Below are 17,646 nucleotides of genomic sequence, written 5' to 3'. Positions count from 1 at the left end.
GGAAAATATCATTATGAAAAAACTTATTTTCGTGGGAATCCTGGGCTTATTCGTGCTGGGATCCTGTAATAATAGTACCGTCACACACACACGATGAACACGATCATGCCGCGGAAGGACATAATCACGAGGCAGAAGGACCCGATCATTCCCATGAAGGCGAATGTAGCGGAGAACACAATCATGAAGCAGCCGATGAATACAACGAAGCTGCCGAAGCCCACAGTGATGAAATCATTCTTCCGAAAGCGAAAGCTGAAGCAGCCGGTGTAAAGGTGAGCGTTATTGAACCTGCACCTTTCCAGCAAGTGATTAAAACCAGCGGACAGGTGCTGGCTGCTCAAGGGGATGAATCGGTTGCCGTAGCTACAGTAGCCGGCGTGGTATCTTTCCGTGGAAAAGTAACGGAAGGAATGAGCGTCGGCAGCGGCACTCCGCTAGTCACTATTTCTTCAAAGAATATCGCCGATGGTGATCCGGTGCAACGTGCCCGCATTGCCTACGAGGTATCCAAGAAGGAATACGAACGTATGAAGGAGCTTGTTAAAAACAAGATCGTATCCGACAAGGATTTTGCACAAGCGGAGCAAAGTTACGAAAACGCCCGTCTTAGTTACGAAGCTCTTTCCAAGAATCATTCGGCTATCGGACAAAGCATTACGGCTCCTATTGCCGGATATGTGAAAAGTATTCTCGTGAAAGAAGGTGACTATGTGACAATCGGACAACCGCTGGTAAGCGTGACGCAGAACCGTCGTCTTTTCCTCCGTGCCGAAGTGTCGGAAAAGTATTACCCGTATCTCCGCACCATCAGTTCCGCCAATTTCCAGACTCCTTATAATAATCAGGTGTACGAGTTGAAAGCATTGAACGGTAAACTTCTCTCTTTCGGAAAAGCTGCCGGAGACAATTCTTTTTATGTGCCTGTCACTTTTGAGTTCGACAATAAAGGGGAAGTGATTCCCGGCTCATTCGTAGAGGTATTCCTGCTTTCTTCAGCAATGGAAAACGTGATTTCTCTTCCGCGCACCGCGCTGACAGAGGAACAAGGCATATTCTTCATATATCTGCAACTGGACGAAGAGGATTATAAAAAACAGGAAGTAACGATAGGAGCCGACAACGGCAAAAGCGTTCAAATCCTGACTGGTGTAAAGGCTGGCGACCGTGTAGTGACCGAGGGTGCTTATCAGGTTCGACTGACAAGCGCAAGCAATGCAATCCCGGCACACAGCCACGAACACTAAAGAGACCAGGCGTTGCAACCGTTTTTTTGTGCGGCGCATCTATCAAGTTATTTATAACTCTCAATTAATGAAATATCATGCTTAATAAAATTATACATTACTCCCTACACAACCGGTTGGTTGTAGTTTGTGCGGCCATCCTCCTGCTTATTGCGGGAACGTACACCGCCATGCATACGGAAGTAGACGTATTCCCCGACCTAAATGCACCTACGGTAGTAATCATGACCGAGGCGAACGGTATGGCTGCGGAAGAAGTTGAACAGCTCGTTACTTTTCCTGTTGAAACTGCCGTAAACGGAGCTACGGGTGTGCGTCGTGTCCGCTCTTCCTCTACTAACGGATTTTCCGTTGTCTGGGTAGAATTTGATTGGGGAACGGATATTTATCTCGCCCGTCAGATTGTTAGTGAGAAATTAGCGGTGGTGAGCGAATCACTGCCGGTCAATGTCGGCAAACCGACTCTTGGACCGCAATCTTCTATCTTGGGCGAAATGCTCATCATCGGTCTGACTGCCGACTCCACCTCCATGCTCGATCTTCGCACGATTGCGGACTGGACCATCCGTCCACGCCTGCTGTCTACCGGAGGAGTGGCACAAGTGGCTGTGCTCGGAGGAGATATCAAAGAATATCAGATTCAGCTAGATCCCGAACGGATGCGTCATTACGGCATCTCGATGGGAGAAGTGATGGCTGTAACACAGGATATGAACCTAAATGCCAATGGAGGTGTGCTCTATGAATTCGGAAATGAATATATTGTACGTGGTGTACTCTCCACTTCGAAAACAGAGCAACTTGGCAAAGCGGTAGTAAAGACAGTGAATAACTTCCCTGTCACGCTGGAAGATATTGCAAACGTAACCATCGGCCCGAAGGCTCCGAAGCTGGGTACTGCTTCAGAACGCGGTAAATCTGCCGTCCTGATGACTGTTACCAAGCAACCGGCTACCAGCACACTGGAACTGACGGACAAACTGGAAGCATCTCTGAAAGACCTCCAGAAAAATCTGCCACCGGACGTAAAAGTTTCAACGGACATATTCCGCCAAAGCCGCTTCATCGAAAGCTCCATCGGCAATGTGAAGAAATCACTCTTTGAAGGAGGTATTTTCGTTGTCATCGTGCTTTTCCTGTTCCTGACAAATGTACGTACTACGCTGATCTCATTGGTGACACTACCACTTTCCCTGCTCGTTTCGATCCTGACTTTACACTACATGAGGCTGACAATCAACACCATGAGTCTTGGAGGTATGGCGATAGCTATCGGTTCATTGGTAGACGACGCCATTGTCGATGTGGAAAACGTATATAAACGACTGCGGGAGAACCGCCTGAAAGCGGAAGCAGAAAGACTAAGTACGCTCGAAGTGGTATTCAATGCGTCGAAAGAGGTGCGCATGCCTATCCTTAATTCAACGTTGATTATCGTAGTCAGCTTTGTTCCGTTATTTTTCTTGAGCGGCATGGAAGGCAGAATGTTGGTTCCACTAGGTGTTGCTTTTATCGTAGCCCTGTTTGCGTCTACGATAGTTGCCCTGACACTGACTCCGGTGCTCTGCTCTTATCTATTAGGAAGCAATAAGACGAACAAGAAACTGAAAGAAGCTCCTGTTGCCCGCTGGATGAAAGGGATTTATGAAAAAGCACTGACTTGGGTACTGGCACATAAACGTGTGACTCTCGGAAGTACAATCGGACTTTTTGTAGTTGCCCTCGGAGTGTTTTTCACACTTGGACGCAGCTTCCTTCCTTCGTTCAATGAAGGATCGTTTACTATCAATATCAGTTCTCTGCCGGGTATTTCGCTGGAAGAAAGCAACAAAATGGGACATCGTGCCGAAGAGTTATTAATGACGATTCCCGAAATACAAACGGTAGCCCGGAAAACGGGACGTGCTGAATTGGATGAACATGCGTTAGGAGTCAATGTTTCTGAAATAGAAGCTCCGTTCGAATTGAAAGACCGCTCGCGCAGTGAACTGGTAGCTGATGTACGTGAAAAATTAGGTACGATCACCGGAGCAAACATAGAAATCGGACAACCGATCAGCCACCGTATCGACGCAATGCTATCGGGTACGAAAGCGAATATCGCTATCAAGTTATTCGGTGACGATCTGAATAAGATGTTTTCACTCGGTAATCAAATCAAAGGAGCGATCAGTGACATTCCCGGTGTTGCCGACCTGAACGTGGAGCAACAGATTGAACGTCCGCAGCTGAAAATACAGCCTAAACGGGAAATGCTGGCTAAGTTCGGTATTACCCTGCCGGAATTTTCGGAATATGTGAATGTAGCTTTGGCTGGAAAAGTGATTTCACAAGTGTATGAACAGGGCAAGAGTTTTGACCTGATCGTAAAAGTGAAGGATGATGCCCGGGATGAGATGGAGAAAATCCGTAACCTGATGGTAGACACGAACGACGGCCGAAAAGTTCCTTTGAGCTATGTAGCGGAAGTGGTATCGGCCATGGGTCCGAATACGATCAACCGCGAGAATGTGAAACGTAAAATTGTCATTTCCGCCAATGTGGCCGATCGTGATTTGCGCAGTGTCGTGAATGATATTCAGAAACGCATCGACACATCGGTACAATTACCCGAAGGTTATCATATCGAGTATGGTGGACAGTTTGAAAGCGAGCAGGCTGCCAGCCGGACGTTGGCGTTGACTTCATTTATCAGTATCGTGGTTATCTTCCTGTTGCTGTACAATGAGTTCCGCAGCGTGAAAGAATCCGGGGTTATCTTGCTGAATCTTCCGCTGGCACTGATCGGTGGTGTCTTTGCCTTGGTGATTACAACAGGGGAAGTCAGCATTCCGGCTATCATCGGTTTCATCTCTTTATTCGGTATTGCTACCCGTAACGGTATGCTGTTAATCAGTCACTACAACCATTTGCAACAGGTAGAGGGTTTGAATGTGTATGATAGTGTGATTCAGGGCTCTCTTGACCGTCTGAATCCGATTTTGATGACGGCATTGTCTTCTGCACTGGCACTGATTCCATTGGCACTTGCCGGCGATTTGCCCGGTAACGAAATCCAGAGTCCGATGGCTAAAGTGATTTTAGGAGGATTATTAACGTCAACTTTTTTGAACGGTTTCATAGTCCCGATCGTTTATCTGATGATGCATCGGAAAAAGGCTCAGGAAAGCCTGTAGAGGGTGGTCTTTTTCCTCGGTGAGGAAAGCATCGTTCCTCGGTGAGGAAACAAGTGTTCCTCGGTGAGAAAAGGGGTGTTCCCCGGTGCCGAACAAACAGATGCCTTATCATAAAGTATCTATCAACAATAGATTGTAACAAATAAAGAAAATAAGAATGAAACAAATCATGATCATAAGCACTGCACTTCTATTCTTAGCCATAGGCGGAGTGCAAGCTCAAAACGGAATTGACCAGGTATTGAAAAATATCGAAACGAACAATAGGGAGCTGCAGGCAAACGAGCAACAGATTACTTCGCAGAAGCTGGAAGCCAAAACGGATAATAACTTACCTGATCCTACTCTTTCTTACGCGCATCTATGGGGAGCGAAAGATAAAAACGAAACAATCGGTGAGCTGGTTGTTTCACAAAGCTTCGATTTCCCCAGTTTATATGCTACACGTAACAAGTTGAACCGACTGAAGGCAGGAGCTTTTGACAGTCAGGCGGATGTTTTTCGTCAGGAGAAGCTGTTACAGGCAAAAGAACTCTGCCTGGATATTATTATGCTCCGTCAGCAAAAGCATATTTTGGAAGAACGTCTCCGCAATGCGGAAGAGCTGGCTAAAATGTATGCCAAGCGTCTCCAAACGGGAGATGCAAATGCGCTCGAAACCAATAAAATCAACTTGGAGCTGCTGAATGTCAAAACGGAAGCGTCTCTGAACGAGACGGCACTCCGCAATAAGCAGCAGGAGTTGAATACACTGAATGGTAATATTCCGGTGGTTTTCGAAGAGAACCAATATCCGGCTATACCGTTCCCAAGCGATTACCAAATGTTGAAATCGGAAGTCATGGCAACGGACCGCACTCTAATGGCACTAGGCAACGAGAGTCTCGTTGCCCGTAAACAAATCGCTGTCAATAAATCCCAGTGGTTGCCGAAACTAGAACTCGGCTACCGTCGGAATACGGAAACAGGTGTGCCTTTCAACGGTGTAGTGGTAGGCTTCTCTTTCCCTCTTTTCGAAAATCGGAATAAGGTGAAAATCGCTAAAGCGCAGGCACTCAACATCGACTTGCAAAAGGATAATGCTACCCTGCAAGTGGAATCTGAATTGGCACAGCTTTACCGGGAAGCGAAAACGCTGCATGCTTCAATGGAAGAATATAGCAAGACTTTCCAGTCGCAACAAGATTTGGCATTGCTGAAACAAGCTTTGACAGGTGGACAAATTAGTATGATCGAGTACTTCGTTGAAGTGTCGGTGATCTATCAAAGTCATCAAAATTATCTGCAATTGGAAAATCAGTACCAAAAGGCAATGGCACGGATTTACAAAAGCAAGCTATAAATAGTACATAAAACCCTTTAAGCATGGGCTATGCTGAACATACTAATTTCTATTTTTAAGTGATATAAGTATGTTTATATAATAAATTAGGCACGGATTACACGGATTTCACGGTCTTTAGTGTTGTCATTACTATAAAGCAACAGTGTTGATCCGTGTAATTCGTGCCTAAATAGATCTCCTCTCTTTCCATCTCTCTTTCCATCTCTCTTTCTTCAATTTCCGACTGGATATTTCAAAAGAATACATTACATTTGCAACGAACATAAAATTTAAATTATGAGACCTAAACATTTCAATTTATTCATGTTATGCTGCATCCTTACGCTACTAAGTGGCTGTAAAGATGATGACGATAATCCACTACGTTTTTACAACAGTGAATACGAAGTGCCTATGGGTGGCAGACGTTACCTCGGACTAGAAAGCGGAAATGGTGACTACTCACTTGCAATGAAAGACACACGCATCGCAAGTGCCGGAACTGAAACTGGCTGGAGCGGAGTACCTGCCGGACGTATGATTTACGTAACCGGTATCCTCACTGGAACGACTTATCTGACAGTAACGGACAACGCCACACAAGAGAGTTGCACTTTACCAATCAAGGTGGTCAATAATTACGAAAATATAGAGTTGCTCCGCAGCTACTTGTCTAACTTACCCAACGGAGACGCGAATCTTCTACCTGGCATTTCCGACATTTTTCTGATTAACAACCACGCACGGGATGCTTATTTTTTCAAACAGGGAGAACAGACCGCCTTTTCATCCGGACTTGAATTAATAACCCAAGGAAATTACAAACTGGAAAAAGAAGAGGGAGACGATGAGAAAGTGACACTAACCCTCACTTTTTCGGAAGATATGGCAACACCTGTTTCCGATCATAAATTCATTATATGGGGAAATTCGTACTTATTTCACCGGTTGGATAAAAGCCTAAATCTGAACTGGAACACTCCGCCCATTGGAGAAACGCGGACATCACCTGCACCTCCTCCTTCCTACACGCTGGAAGAATTTACAGGAGGCGAAGCAGGCACAGGCAGACAACTCGCTTTTACCCTTTCCCAACAGGAAATACCTGCAGGAATACTGCCTTAATCAGTAACGTCTTCTGATAAGATGCGTATATTTTCCGGCAAGTATCCGCTACGGATGCGCCATTCTTGCGGATAAAGATTATTGGCACGATTGCCGATATTCTTCACAAATCCGAGAGGGATATGCCGATAAGTAAGCAAAAAATACCCACGAGGGGCTGTTGCCGGTAAGGCAATGGCCTCTTTTCGTAAATAAGTGATAGCCTGTTCATAATTTATTTCTTCCGTGGCAAATGCTTCCCGGCACAAAAGCGAGGTACACATCGCCAACGCATGGTCAGGGATTAAATCCTTTCCTTTCACTTCGCCTATCTCAATCCCTGCCGACACGATTTTCAGGCTTTGTTTCATCGTCGTCAACTCATTAATATAGTAATGTGAAAAAGCCCGGATATTTGTTCCTTCCGCCAATAAAATATACTTGTCCGAATTTTCATCATTCAACCAGCTTCTGGCCATATTCAGATGCTCTTTCGACACAGGAGAAGATGTTGCTGCCCCTTTCTTATCCTTCTTCTTGAAGGCTTTCTCTTTCGCAGAAGAAGATACCGGAATCTCTTCTTCTGTCTCCGGCTTACGAAAAGCCACCAGAAAAAAGCCTTCACCTTTCGTCTTATGAGGGAAAAAATGATAGACGGGAATAGAAGACTTGGAATGATCCCTTTTATCCGACAAAAGATTTCCTGTTATATTCCAGTCCTCCTGCACCTGAACAGTTAATGGTTCGCCTCCATACTCTTGTTGAATCCAACGTGCATTCTCCTCATCCTCTTTCGTATTAAATGTACACGTACTATATATAAGAATACCTCCGGGCTTCAACGTATCCCAAATATCCGCAATAATCCGTCGCTGGCGCTGCCAACAGATTTCCACATTCTCGGGACTCCACTCGTCCACAGCTACCGGATCTTTACGGAACATACCTTCACCGGAACAGGGAACATCTGTAAGAATCACATCAAAAAAAGAGGGCAAAGCCGAAAAATCTGCCGGATCATTATTGGTCACTACCACATCCGGATGTCCCCACTTCGTCAGGTTTTCAGCAAGGATCTGCGAACGATTCCGGATCACCTCATTAGCTACCAACAGGCTCCCTTCGGGAAGTACACTACGGGCATGAGTCGATTTTCCACCGGGAGCCGCACAAAGATCCAACATCTTCACCGGTCCGGTGATATATTGCCGGAGTACCTGCTCCACAAACATGGAAGAAGCTTCCTGAACATAATAACAGCCTGCATGAAATAAGGGATCGAACGTGAAAGTAAGACGTTCATTCAAATAGAATCCTTCGGAAGACCAAGGTACCTTATCCGATAAAGAATGATTGATTTTCAATTGATTCAACCGGATGCTAACCGGTGGTTCCTGTTGGAGGGCAACAGCCAGTTTGTCGTATTCTTCATCGCCCAATAGAGCGCGGGTGTAGTCTATAAAAGAAGCAGGTAATTCCATCTTTCGTTTATTAATTTCCGCAAATATCAAAAATATTTCGTCTCTTTGCAACTTTCTATGATATTAACTACGTCTAACAGACAAAGAAATAAATTAAAAAACTATAGATATGAAAAATTTTCTATTAGCATTGATGGTTGTACTGACCACTTGCACACTGGCTGTTGCCCAGACTACCGTTGTTCGTGATTCCATCGGGAAAGTAAAAGTAACTGTGACCAAAGACAATAAAGCAAATACGAATAATACTGCTGTCACGGTGATTGGTGTAGATACAACGGATACCGACTCTACAGACGTTGATGCAAACTCAAGTAATGTAAGCAGCACTCATGGTAAAGCCAGCTTCACATTCGAATCGGATGACAGTGATTTCCCATTCAATAATGTCGGTGCTGGTAGTATTCTGGTAACAATCATAGCAATCGTTGCTGTATTCGGATTTCCGGTATTCATTCTATTTGTAATCTTCTTCTTCCGTTATAAGAACCGGAAAGCACGTTATCACCTTGCCGAACAGGCACTTGCTGCCGGCCAACCGCTTCCGGCAGAGTTTATCCGCGAAACCAAAACTGTAGATTCGCGTTCACAAGGCATCAAGAACACTTTTACAGGTATCGGTCTTTTCATCTTCCTCTGGGCAATCACCGGTGAATTCGGAATTGGAGCTATCGGCTTACTCGTTACATTCATGGGTATCGGACAATGGATTATCGGTAGTAAACAACAGACTCAAGACGCAAATGCTACCCGGATGTATACGGGTAATAAGGATGAAAAAAAGAACCCGAATAACGTTAGAACCGATAGTTTCGAAATCATCCCTTCCGAATCCGAAGAGAAAGACAAAGGAGTAAACGAAGAAAAGAACGACGAGAATAAATGAGCCAACTCAATGATATATCGTTAGTCGCACAGGTCGTGGTGTTCAAGAACACCAAGGCCTTCGACCAGTTGGTGAAGGAGTACCAGTCGCCCATCCGGCGATTCTTCCTGAACCTGACTTGCGGCGACAGCGAATTGAGTGACGACCTTGCGCAAGATACATTTATCAAAGCATATACGAACATTGCCTCTTTCCGGAACTTGTCAAGTTTCTCTACGTGGCTGTACCGTATTGCTTATAATGTTTTTTATGATTATATTCGCAGCCGGAAAGAGACAGCTGACTTGGATACAAGAGAAATAGACGCCATCAACAGCACCGAACAGGAGAATATCGGGCAGAAAATGGATGTCTACCAGTCACTCAAAATGCTTAAAGAAGTGGAAAGAACCTGCATCACGTTGTTCTATATGGAAGACATTAGTATCGACAAAATTGCAGGGATTATAGGAGTACCGTCAGGGACAGTGAAAAGCCATCTGTCACGCGGGAAAGAAAAGTTAGCAACGTATTTAAAACAAAACGGTTATGACAGAAATAGACAATGATAAGCTCTTGCGCGATTTCTTCGCAGAAAACAAGCAGGAAATAGCAGATAACGGATTCAGTCGCCGTGTCATGCACCACTTACCCGGTCGTAGCAATCGCCTGGCTCGTATCTGGAGCGCTTTCGTGATGACTGTGGCGGTCGCACTTTTTGTATGGTTAGGCGGTTTGGAAGCAGCTTGGGGAACCATAAGAGAAGTATTTATCGGTATGATTAATCATGGCACTGCCAGCCTTGATCCGAAATCAATTATTATCGCAGCTGTTGTACTATTATTCATGGCTACCCGAAAGGTTGCTTCAATGGCATAATTAGCTCTTGAAAAAGGATTTATTTTGTTAAAGAATGATAAATCTACCCTAACTAGCAAAGGAGCCCAAACTTAGATATCGTATCTTTGTTCTTCTGTAAACTAAAAGAGTGAGAAGAGTTTTGAAATTACGTATATTTATTTTATTTCTGTTCCTGCCTATATTGAGTGTTCAGGCAGGTATCATCGACAGTCTGATGATACATCCCAGGGACTCAATCGGATTAACCAGCGATTCCCTTTTGCTACGTTATTTACAAGAATCGGGAATTCCCATATCTGATAATAATAAAGTAAAACTGCTAAAAAGCGGACGGGAGAAATTTATCGATTTGTTCGAAGCCATCCGGGAAGCCAAACACCACGTCCATCTGGAATATTTCAACTTCCGAAATGACTCCATCGCCAATGCTTTATTTGCTCTGCTGGCCGAAAAAGTGAAGGAAGGGGTCGAAGTACGAGCCATGTTCGATGCATTCGGAAACTGGTCGAACAACAAACCACTCAAAAAGAAACATCTCAAAAAAATACGTGAACAAGGAATCGAGATTGTCAAGTTCGATCCGTTCACTTTCCCTTATATCAATCACGCCGCCCATCGCGATCACCGGAAAATAGCTGTCATAGATGGAAAAGTGGCTTATACCGGTGGTATGAATATCGCTGACTACTACATTAACGGACTACCCAAAATCGGAACCTGGCGTGATATGCACACACGTATTGAGGGAGATGCCGTCAATGATTTGCAGGAGATATTCCTAACGATCTGGAATAAGGAAACCAAACAGAATGTAGGTGGAGCCGCTTATTTCCCCCAACATGAGGAACAAACGGACAGTACGAATATTGTGGTAGCAATCGTAGACCGTACCCCGAAAAAGAATAGCCGTATGTTGAGCCACGCTTATGCTATGAGCATCTATTCGGCCCAAAAGAATGTTCATATTGTCAATCCTTATTTTGTACCGACTTCTTCAATTAAAAAGGCGTTGAACCGGACAATCGACCGAGGCGTAAATGTTACAATCATGGTTTCTTCCGCCTCCGATATCCCGTTTACTCCGGATGCCGCACTTTATAAGTTACACAAACTGATGAAAAGAGGAGCTACTGTCTATATGTACAACGGTGGATTTCATCACTCTAAAATAATGATGGTGGATGATTTGTTCTGTACAGTCGGCACTGCCAACCTGAACAGCCGCAGCTTGCGCTATGATTACGAAACTAATGCCTTTATCTTTGATACCCAAATAACGGGTGAATTAAATACAATGTTCCGGGATGATATTGAGCATTGCACTCAATTGACGCCTGAATTCTGGAAAAAGCGCTCCCCGTGGAAGAAGTTCGTCGGCTGGTTTGCTAATTTATTCACTCCATTTTTGTAATTTTGTGCGGAGAATCATTTTCACCACAACTTATTCATTATGAAACAATATCTGGATTTACTCAATCGTGTACTAACCGAAGGTACAGAAAAAAGTGACCGTACCGGAACCGGAACCATCAGCGTTTTCGGTCATCAAATGCGTTTTAATCTTGATGACGGTTTCCCGTGCCTGACAACCAAGAAACTACATCTGAAATCAATCATATACGAATTGCTTTGGTTTCTGCAAGGTGATACTAATGTGAAATATCTTCAGGAACATGGAGTGCGTATCTGGAACGAATGGGCGGATGAAAACGGCGACTTAGGACATATTTATGGTTATCAATGGCGTTCATGGCCTGACTATAACGGTGGATTTATCGACCAGATCAGTGAAGTGGTGGAAACAATCAAACATAATCCGGATTCGCGCCGTATCATTGTAAGCGCTTGGAACGTAGCGGACCTGAATCATATGAATTTACCTCCCTGCCATGCTTTCTTTCAGTTTTATGTAGCAGACGGACGGTTAAGCCTGCAACTATATCAACGCAGCGCTGATATTTTCCTTGGCGTTCCTTTTAATATTGCTTCATACGCATTATTGCTGCAAATGATGGCACAAGTGACGGGATTGAAAGCCGGAGATTTCGTCCATACCTTTGGTGATGCGCATATCTACCTGAACCACTTGGAACAAGTGAAGCTCCAATTATCACGGGAACCTCGTCCATTGCCACAAATGAAGATCAATCCGGATGTGAAAAGTATCTTCGACTTCAAATTTGAGGACTTTGAATTAGTGAACTATGATCCGCATCCGCATATTGCAGGAATAGTAGCCGTGTAACTTTATGAGTAAAATATCTATCATTGCTGCCGTAGACCGCCGTATGGCTATCGGCTTCGAGAACAAACTTCTTTTCTGGTTACCCAATGATTTGAAACGTTTCAAAGCATTAACTACCGGAAACACGATACTGATGGGACGCAAAACTTTCGAGTCACTACCGAAAGGCGCATTACCCAATCGCAGAAACATCGTTTTATCTTCCAACCCGGCTACAGAATGTCCCGGTGCGGAAGTTTTCCCTTCACTCGAAGCGGCTTTGGAAAGTTGTAAAGAGGAGGAACACATTTATATTATAGGAGGAGCAAGTATTTATCAACAGGCTCTTTCCTTCGCTGACGAACTTTGCCTGACAGAGATAGACAACACGGCTCCCGAAGCCGACGCTTATTTTCCTGAAGTATCACCGGAGATGTGGAAAGAAAAAAGCAGAGAAGCTCATCCTGCGGATGAGAAACATCTCTGCTCCTATGCTTTTGTTGATTACGTGAGAAAATAACGATTAATCTTCATCTTCTATGTCGACCATAATTGGCATCTGCCGCTTAATGGCTTCATGGAAGGAGATTAATGTTTCGGTACGTGCCAACCCCAATGGTTGCAGCTTATCGTGAATAATACTCAATAAATGATGGTTATTCTTTGCGTAAATTTTGATAAACATATCATATTTTCCGGTAGTGAAATGACATTCCACCACTTCGGGGATAGCCTCTAAAGCTTTCGTTACCGAATCAAAGGATTCGGGATCTTTCAGATATATACCAATATAAGCGCAAGTCTCATATCCGATCTTCTCGGGGTCGATGACGTACTCCGAACCTTTTAATATACCTAAATTAGTAAGCTTCTGAATACGCTGATGGATTGCAGCACCGGAAACATTACAAGCTCGTGCTACTTCCAAAAAAGGAATACGCGCATTCCCTGCAATCAGTTTCAGAATTTGCTCATCTAAAGCATCTAATTGATGATGTCCCATTTTTGAATCAAATTGTTTTTATCAATGAATCTTTTATGCAAAGTTAGCGATTTTTCGACAACAAATACTATAATCTATTACTTTTATTTGCAGAAAGCGGATAAGTCAACAATAGTTCGTACCTTTGCGAAAAACATAAATATACCGTTTATATGAAACATATTTGCTGTATCATTCTGTGTTTCTGTACTTCTATAGGAAGTTATGCACAGAATTTTGCTGATTATTTTCAGAACAAAACATTGCGAGTGGATTATATCTTTACCGGGGATGCTACACAACAGGCTATTTATTTGGATGAGCTATCACAGCTTCCTACTTGGGCAGGCCGTCAACATCATCTTTCGGAACTTCCTTTGGAAGGCAACGGACAAATTATAGTGAAAGACCTTGCCAGCAAACAGTGTATCTACCAAACGTCATTCTCTTCTTTGTTTCAAGAGTGGCTGTCTACAGACGAAGCCAAAGAAACAGCCAAAGGATTTGAGAATACTTTCCTTCTTCCTTATCCTAAACAGCCCGTGGAGGTAGAAGTCACTTTATATTCTCCGCGAAAAAAAAGATTGGCTACCTACAAACATATCATCCGTCCGGATGATATATTGATTCATAAACGGGGGGTATCACATGTCACTCCGCATCGGTATATGCTTCAAAGTGGTAATGAAAAAGACTGCATAGACGTTGCCATCCTTGCAGAAGGATACACAGAAAAAGAAATGGATATTTTCTATCAGGATGCACAACGCACCTGCGAAAGTTTGTTTTCGTATGAGCCGTTCCGCTCCATGAAGGGCAAATTTAATATTGTTGCCGTAGCCAGCCCTTCTACGGACAGTGGTGTCAGTGTTCCCCGCGAAAACCAATGGAAACAAACGGCAGTTCATTCTCATTTCGATACTTTTTATTCGGACCGCTATCTGACTACCAGCCGGGTAAAATCTATCCACAATGCATTGGCAGGCATCCCCTATGAACATATCATAATCCTGGCTAACACGGATGTATATGGTGGAGGAGGAATATACAATTCGTATACGCTGACCACAGCCCATCACCCGATGTTCAAGCCGGTAGTAGTGCACGAATTCGGACACAGTTTCGGTGGACTGGCCGACGAATATTTCTATGATGATGATGTGATGACAGATACTTATCCGCTGGATGTCGAACCGTGGGAACAGAATATTTCAACACGGGTAAACTTCGCTTCCAAATGGAAAGATATGCTTCCGCCAGGTACTCCGATCCCTACCCCTGTTGCTGAAAAAAAGAAATATCCGGTAGGAGTATATGAAGGAGGAGGCTACTCTGCCAAAGGTATTTATCGTCCGGCTTACGACTGCCGCATGAAAACAAACGAATATCCGGAGTTTTGTCCGGTTTGTCAACGTGCCATCCGTCGAATGATTGAATTTTATGTTCCTTAATGGAATACAATTATATTATTGTCAAACTTAAAACCCAAACCTCATGATTAGACTTCAGCCAATTAGTACGTCGGATCTGCAACATTACAAATTCATGGAAGAGCTTCTAATTGACTCGTTTCCACCAGAAGAGTACCGTCAGTTGGAACAACTACGCGAGTACACTGATCGTACGGGCAACTTCTATAATAACATTATCTTTGATGATGACCTGCCAGTCGGCTTCATTACCTATTGGGATTTTGACAGTTTCTACTATGTAGAACACTTTGCAACCAATCCTGCCCTGCGAAATGGAGGCTATGGAAAACGCACGCTGGAACACTTGTGCAATTATTTGAAACGCCCGATCGTATTGGAAGTAGAACGTCCGATAGAGGAAATGGCAAAACGACGCATCAGCTTTTATCAACGTCAAGGCTTTACGCTGTGGGAAAAAGACTATTGCCAACCTCCTTACAAACCCGGAGATGATTTTCTCCCCATGTATTTAATGGTACACGGAGAATTGGATTGTGAAAAGGACTTTGAAACAATCAAGAGTAAAATTCATACGGAAGTATACGGAGTAAAAAATAGATAAAAAATAATCCCGGTAGTCGTTGGACGAACTACCGGGATTATTTTTTATCTCACTATATATAGTATAGTACTGTATTAAGTCCAGCCATTACTGTATTTGAAACGATAACGAATGTCAAATATCCGACCACTCACCTGGTAATATCTCTCCGCCTCTTCTTTATCAGGATCTCCCAAAATCGTGCCTAGTCCCTCTGTTTTCAAAGAGAGAACAAAGAATTTTCCATTAGCCAATCCGACTCCTAATTGGTTACCTTGTGAGGTTTCCGCATTCAAAGCTGTTATTTCCGCATCAAACGTCTTCATTTTGATTGGATCCTTGTCGATCGTCATACGGTCGATATAATAAAGGTCATTCCCTTTAGCTATCAATAAATAAGTTCTATTATTAATATAAGGTGCTGTATAAATTACAGCTCCCTCTAATAAATTACCGAAATGAATTGACTTGTTCACTGATGGGATAGCTGTTACTTGATTACTTGTTGAAGCCTTATTCACAGAATATTCCTGATATAAATACTCACTTCCTCTCTTCAAAATCAAAGTCATAACATATGTACCATCTGTAAGCCCTGTAGTCTTCGGCCGGGCATAACCTAGATACACAACCTCATAATCTAACAAATCGTCCAACTTCGGTGCATCATAAAAACCATTCTTATCATAGTCTTCTTGCTTTACTGTAAATTGAAGCACTTTACCTGCAGACTGCTTGTCATAATCCATTAGAGCCAAAATACGTTGGTGCTGTCCCTTTTCACCTTCCACAAACGCCATATTCAAAGCACGCATTTCCGGTATAATCAGAAATCTATCCACTTTGACCTCTTTATTTTCGAAAGTCAATGGTGTTGACAGAAATTTGCCTGTATGAAAAGCTTTCTCCGATAACTTTTTACGCGTGTATGCTTTTCCATCCTGATCCACCACAACAGTCAACCATTTTAGTTCCGCAATCTGTTTTACTTTCAGATTATCTGTAAAACCCGGTTCCAGGAAAGCATCCGGCAAAACAAGATCTTTAGTAAAAGCAGCACCTTCCAAATCCACGCACTTGTCAGCTTTCGGATTCACAATCCATACAGAAGAAGGATTGCTACCAGAACCTCCCGAACGGAAATGCTCCAGCAGTCCCAATGTCTCCTTAGGAAGAACTTCTCGATTTTGTTCTTGATAAACGTTTAAATGTTCCTCATAAATCTGTGCGTCAGTACCCGTCGCAGTCATAAAGTTCAGATAAGAGGCTTGTTCATCTTTCGATAACACCAGCCAACCATATAAGTTGTATTTCTGCGTAAAGTCCATCGCTGTACGACCGATATATGTAAGACCGGTTTTCGGGTTAGTTACACGCAACTGACATTCTACCTGACTTGCTATTTTCTCTACGGTAAACTCCAACACCCGTTTGTCAGATATAAACTCACCGTTCAATGTCCAGTTATATTCTAATTCTGATTCTGCAATTTCTTGTGTAGCAAAAGTGATGTTCGGTTCCAATCTGGCTACATTTCCTACAACATAGGTATATTTAGCCCCTCCTAAATCAACTGTTATCTCATTTACATCCTCATAATCGTAGTTTCCTTTATCGCTATAACAGCTTCCCAAAAACACTACTAAAGACAATAACAGCAGAACATAAATATTCTTTCTCATATTCAAATTCATTTTATTCATTAATAAACCGGAATATTAATATCCAATCCGTTTTCTTCAATATATTTCTTGAAGTCTAATGCATATTTTCTAATCAAAGTCTCATCCATACCTGTCAAGTCATTGATTCCCGTACATTTGATAAACTCATCAAGTTTATAAGCATCATATGCACCCAAGTAACTTTCAACCGTACTATCCCACCATAACGGTCGGCTAGCTATATCATTAAAGTTTATCGTAATGCTTCGCTGTCCAACAAAACCCGGCTGAAAATTCTCATTTTCCTTAATGCCAAACACTAATGTCACTTCTTTATCCTTCAAAATATCATTCGGATTCTTTAAAGTCACTGTTATCTGGTCGGTAGGAGTTCCCTGATGAAAAACCGGATGAAGATTCAATTCATACATATCCGGAGTAGCAGTTGTCTTTTCCGTATCAATATATAATTCAAAAGTTTTGTCCTCTTTCAACAAGTCTCCCATCAGATTCACTTCAAATTCCAATGAATGAGTGGTAAGTCCGGGATAGTAAGAAAAAGAAAAGCTCTGTAATGCGGTTTCTTTCTGTGTAAAATAGACATATGATCCCAAATCGTATCTGCCTATCTGGTCTTTCTCACACGCAGTCAGTGTCAAGACCATTGCAGTCAAAAATAAATATATCTTTTTCATCTTCTATTTA

At 43.1% G+C, this 17,646-nt stretch carries 15 protein-coding genes and 1 pseudogene; 12 read left to right on the top strand and 4 right to left on the bottom strand.

Features of this window, described 5'->3' with window-relative positions:
- Nucleotides 1-13: 13 nt before the first annotated feature.
- The 4 genes and pseudogenes from I2I13_RS21900 to I2I13_RS21885 all read left to right on the top strand — a co-directional run bounded on the left by I2I13_RS21900 (nt 14) and on the right by I2I13_RS21885 (nt 6,872).
- Nucleotides 14-1,247 (top strand): annotated as a pseudogene (locus I2I13_RS21900) (efflux RND transporter periplasmic adaptor subunit).
- Between the two features lie 77 nt (nt 1,248-1,324).
- Complete coding sequence (locus tag I2I13_RS21895) at nt 1,325-4,423, top strand: efflux RND transporter permease subunit (protein WP_195650511.1); 3,099 nt, start codon at nt 1,325-1,327, stop codon at nt 4,421-4,423.
- 157 nt (nt 4,424-4,580) lie between these two features.
- The gene (locus I2I13_RS21890; protein WP_195650510.1) at nt 4,581-5,765 is read left to right on the top strand and encodes a TolC family protein; all 1,185 of its coding nucleotides are present in this window, start codon (nt 4,581-4,583) and stop codon (nt 5,763-5,765) included.
- A 279-nt stretch (nt 5,766-6,044) separates the two neighbouring features.
- A complete protein-coding gene (locus I2I13_RS21885) occupies nt 6,045-6,872 on the top strand; it encodes a hypothetical protein (RefSeq protein WP_195650509.1) in 828 nt (275 codons plus the stop codon).
- Here I2I13_RS21885 and I2I13_RS21880 read toward each other — a convergent pair.
- Nucleotides 6,869-8,332 (bottom strand): rRNA cytosine-C5-methyltransferase, encoded by a 1,464-nt coding sequence (locus tag I2I13_RS21880; protein ID WP_195650508.1) that lies wholly within the window; start codon nt 8,330-8,332, stop codon nt 6,869-6,871. The genes I2I13_RS21885 and I2I13_RS21880 overlap by 4 nt on opposite strands.
- A 109-nt stretch (nt 8,333-8,441) precedes the next feature.
- Between I2I13_RS21880 and I2I13_RS21875 the strand changes: the two genes are divergently transcribed.
- The 6 genes from I2I13_RS21875 (at nt 8,442) to I2I13_RS21850 (ending at nt 12,802) form a co-directional block, all read left to right on the top strand.
- Nucleotides 8,442-9,218 (top strand): DUF6249 domain-containing protein, encoded by a 777-nt coding sequence (locus tag I2I13_RS21875; RefSeq protein WP_195650507.1) that lies wholly within the window; start codon nt 8,442-8,444, stop codon nt 9,216-9,218.
- Nucleotides 9,215-9,766, top strand: a complete 552-nt coding sequence (locus I2I13_RS21870) for an RNA polymerase sigma factor (protein WP_148365118.1) — start codon at nt 9,215-9,217, stop codon at nt 9,764-9,766. The genes I2I13_RS21875 and I2I13_RS21870 overlap by 4 nt, the downstream gene beginning before the upstream one ends.
- Nucleotides 9,747-10,076: a DUF5056 domain-containing protein gene (locus tag I2I13_RS21865; RefSeq protein WP_074560204.1), complete on the top strand. Its 330-nt coding sequence runs from the start codon at nt 9,747-9,749 to the stop codon at nt 10,074-10,076. Before I2I13_RS21870 ends, I2I13_RS21865 begins: the two co-directional genes overlap by 20 nt.
- Nucleotides 10,077-10,197: 121 nt before the next feature.
- Entirely contained in the window at nt 10,198-11,469 is a 1,272-nt protein-coding gene (gene cls / locus I2I13_RS21860) for a cardiolipin synthase (protein ID WP_167511783.1), read from the top strand.
- Nucleotides 11,470-11,508: 39 nt separating this feature from the next.
- A complete protein-coding gene (locus I2I13_RS21855; protein WP_074557665.1) occupies nt 11,509-12,303 on the top strand; it encodes a thymidylate synthase in 795 nt (264 codons plus the stop codon).
- A gap of 4 nt (nt 12,304-12,307) precedes the next feature.
- The gene (locus I2I13_RS21850) at nt 12,308-12,802 is read left to right on the top strand and encodes a dihydrofolate reductase (RefSeq protein ID WP_195650506.1); all 495 of its coding nucleotides are present in this window, start codon (nt 12,308-12,310) and stop codon (nt 12,800-12,802) included.
- A 3-nt stretch (nt 12,803-12,805) separates the two neighbouring features.
- On the opposite strand, the gene I2I13_RS21845 is transcribed toward I2I13_RS21850, so the two are convergent.
- Nucleotides 12,806-13,285 carry an Lrp/AsnC family transcriptional regulator gene (locus I2I13_RS21845; RefSeq protein ID WP_004297952.1) on the bottom strand — a complete coding sequence of 160 codons (480 nt, stop codon included), beginning with the start codon at nt 13,283-13,285 and terminating at the stop codon, nt 12,806-12,808.
- Nucleotides 13,286-13,437: 152 nt separating this feature from the next.
- Here I2I13_RS21845 and I2I13_RS21840 point away from each other — a divergent pair, with 152 nt between their 5' ends.
- Both I2I13_RS21840 and I2I13_RS21835 read left to right on the top strand, forming a co-directional pair.
- On the top strand, nt 13,438-14,715 hold the full coding sequence (locus I2I13_RS21840; protein WP_195650505.1) for an IgA Peptidase M64: 1,278 nt from the start codon (nt 13,438-13,440) through the stop codon (nt 14,713-14,715).
- 43 nt (nt 14,716-14,758) lie between these two features.
- Nucleotides 14,759-15,298, top strand: coding sequence for a GNAT family N-acetyltransferase (locus I2I13_RS21835; protein ID WP_195650504.1), 540 nt, complete (start codon nt 14,759-14,761; stop codon nt 15,296-15,298).
- Nucleotides 15,299-15,372: 74 nt separating this feature from the next.
- On the opposite strand, the gene I2I13_RS21830 is transcribed toward I2I13_RS21835, so the two are convergent.
- Nucleotides 15,373-16,959, bottom strand: coding sequence for a PKD-like family lipoprotein (locus I2I13_RS21830; protein ID WP_195650503.1), 1,587 nt, complete (start codon nt 16,957-16,959; stop codon nt 15,373-15,375).
- Nucleotides 16,960-16,979: 20 nt separating this feature from the next.
- A complete protein-coding gene (locus I2I13_RS21825; protein ID WP_195650502.1) occupies nt 16,980-17,636 on the bottom strand; it encodes a DUF4843 domain-containing protein in 657 nt (218 codons plus the stop codon).
- Nucleotides 17,637-17,646 lie beyond the last annotated feature (10 nt).

Source organism: Bacteroides sp. D55t1_190419_B8 (genome assembly GCF_015558905.1).
Classification (GTDB): Bacteria; Bacteroidota; Bacteroidia; order Bacteroidales; family Bacteroidaceae; genus Bacteroides; species Bacteroides vicugnae.
The sequence above is the reverse complement of the archived record's forward strand: the minus strand, read 5'-3'. Positions and strand labels throughout refer to the sequence as shown.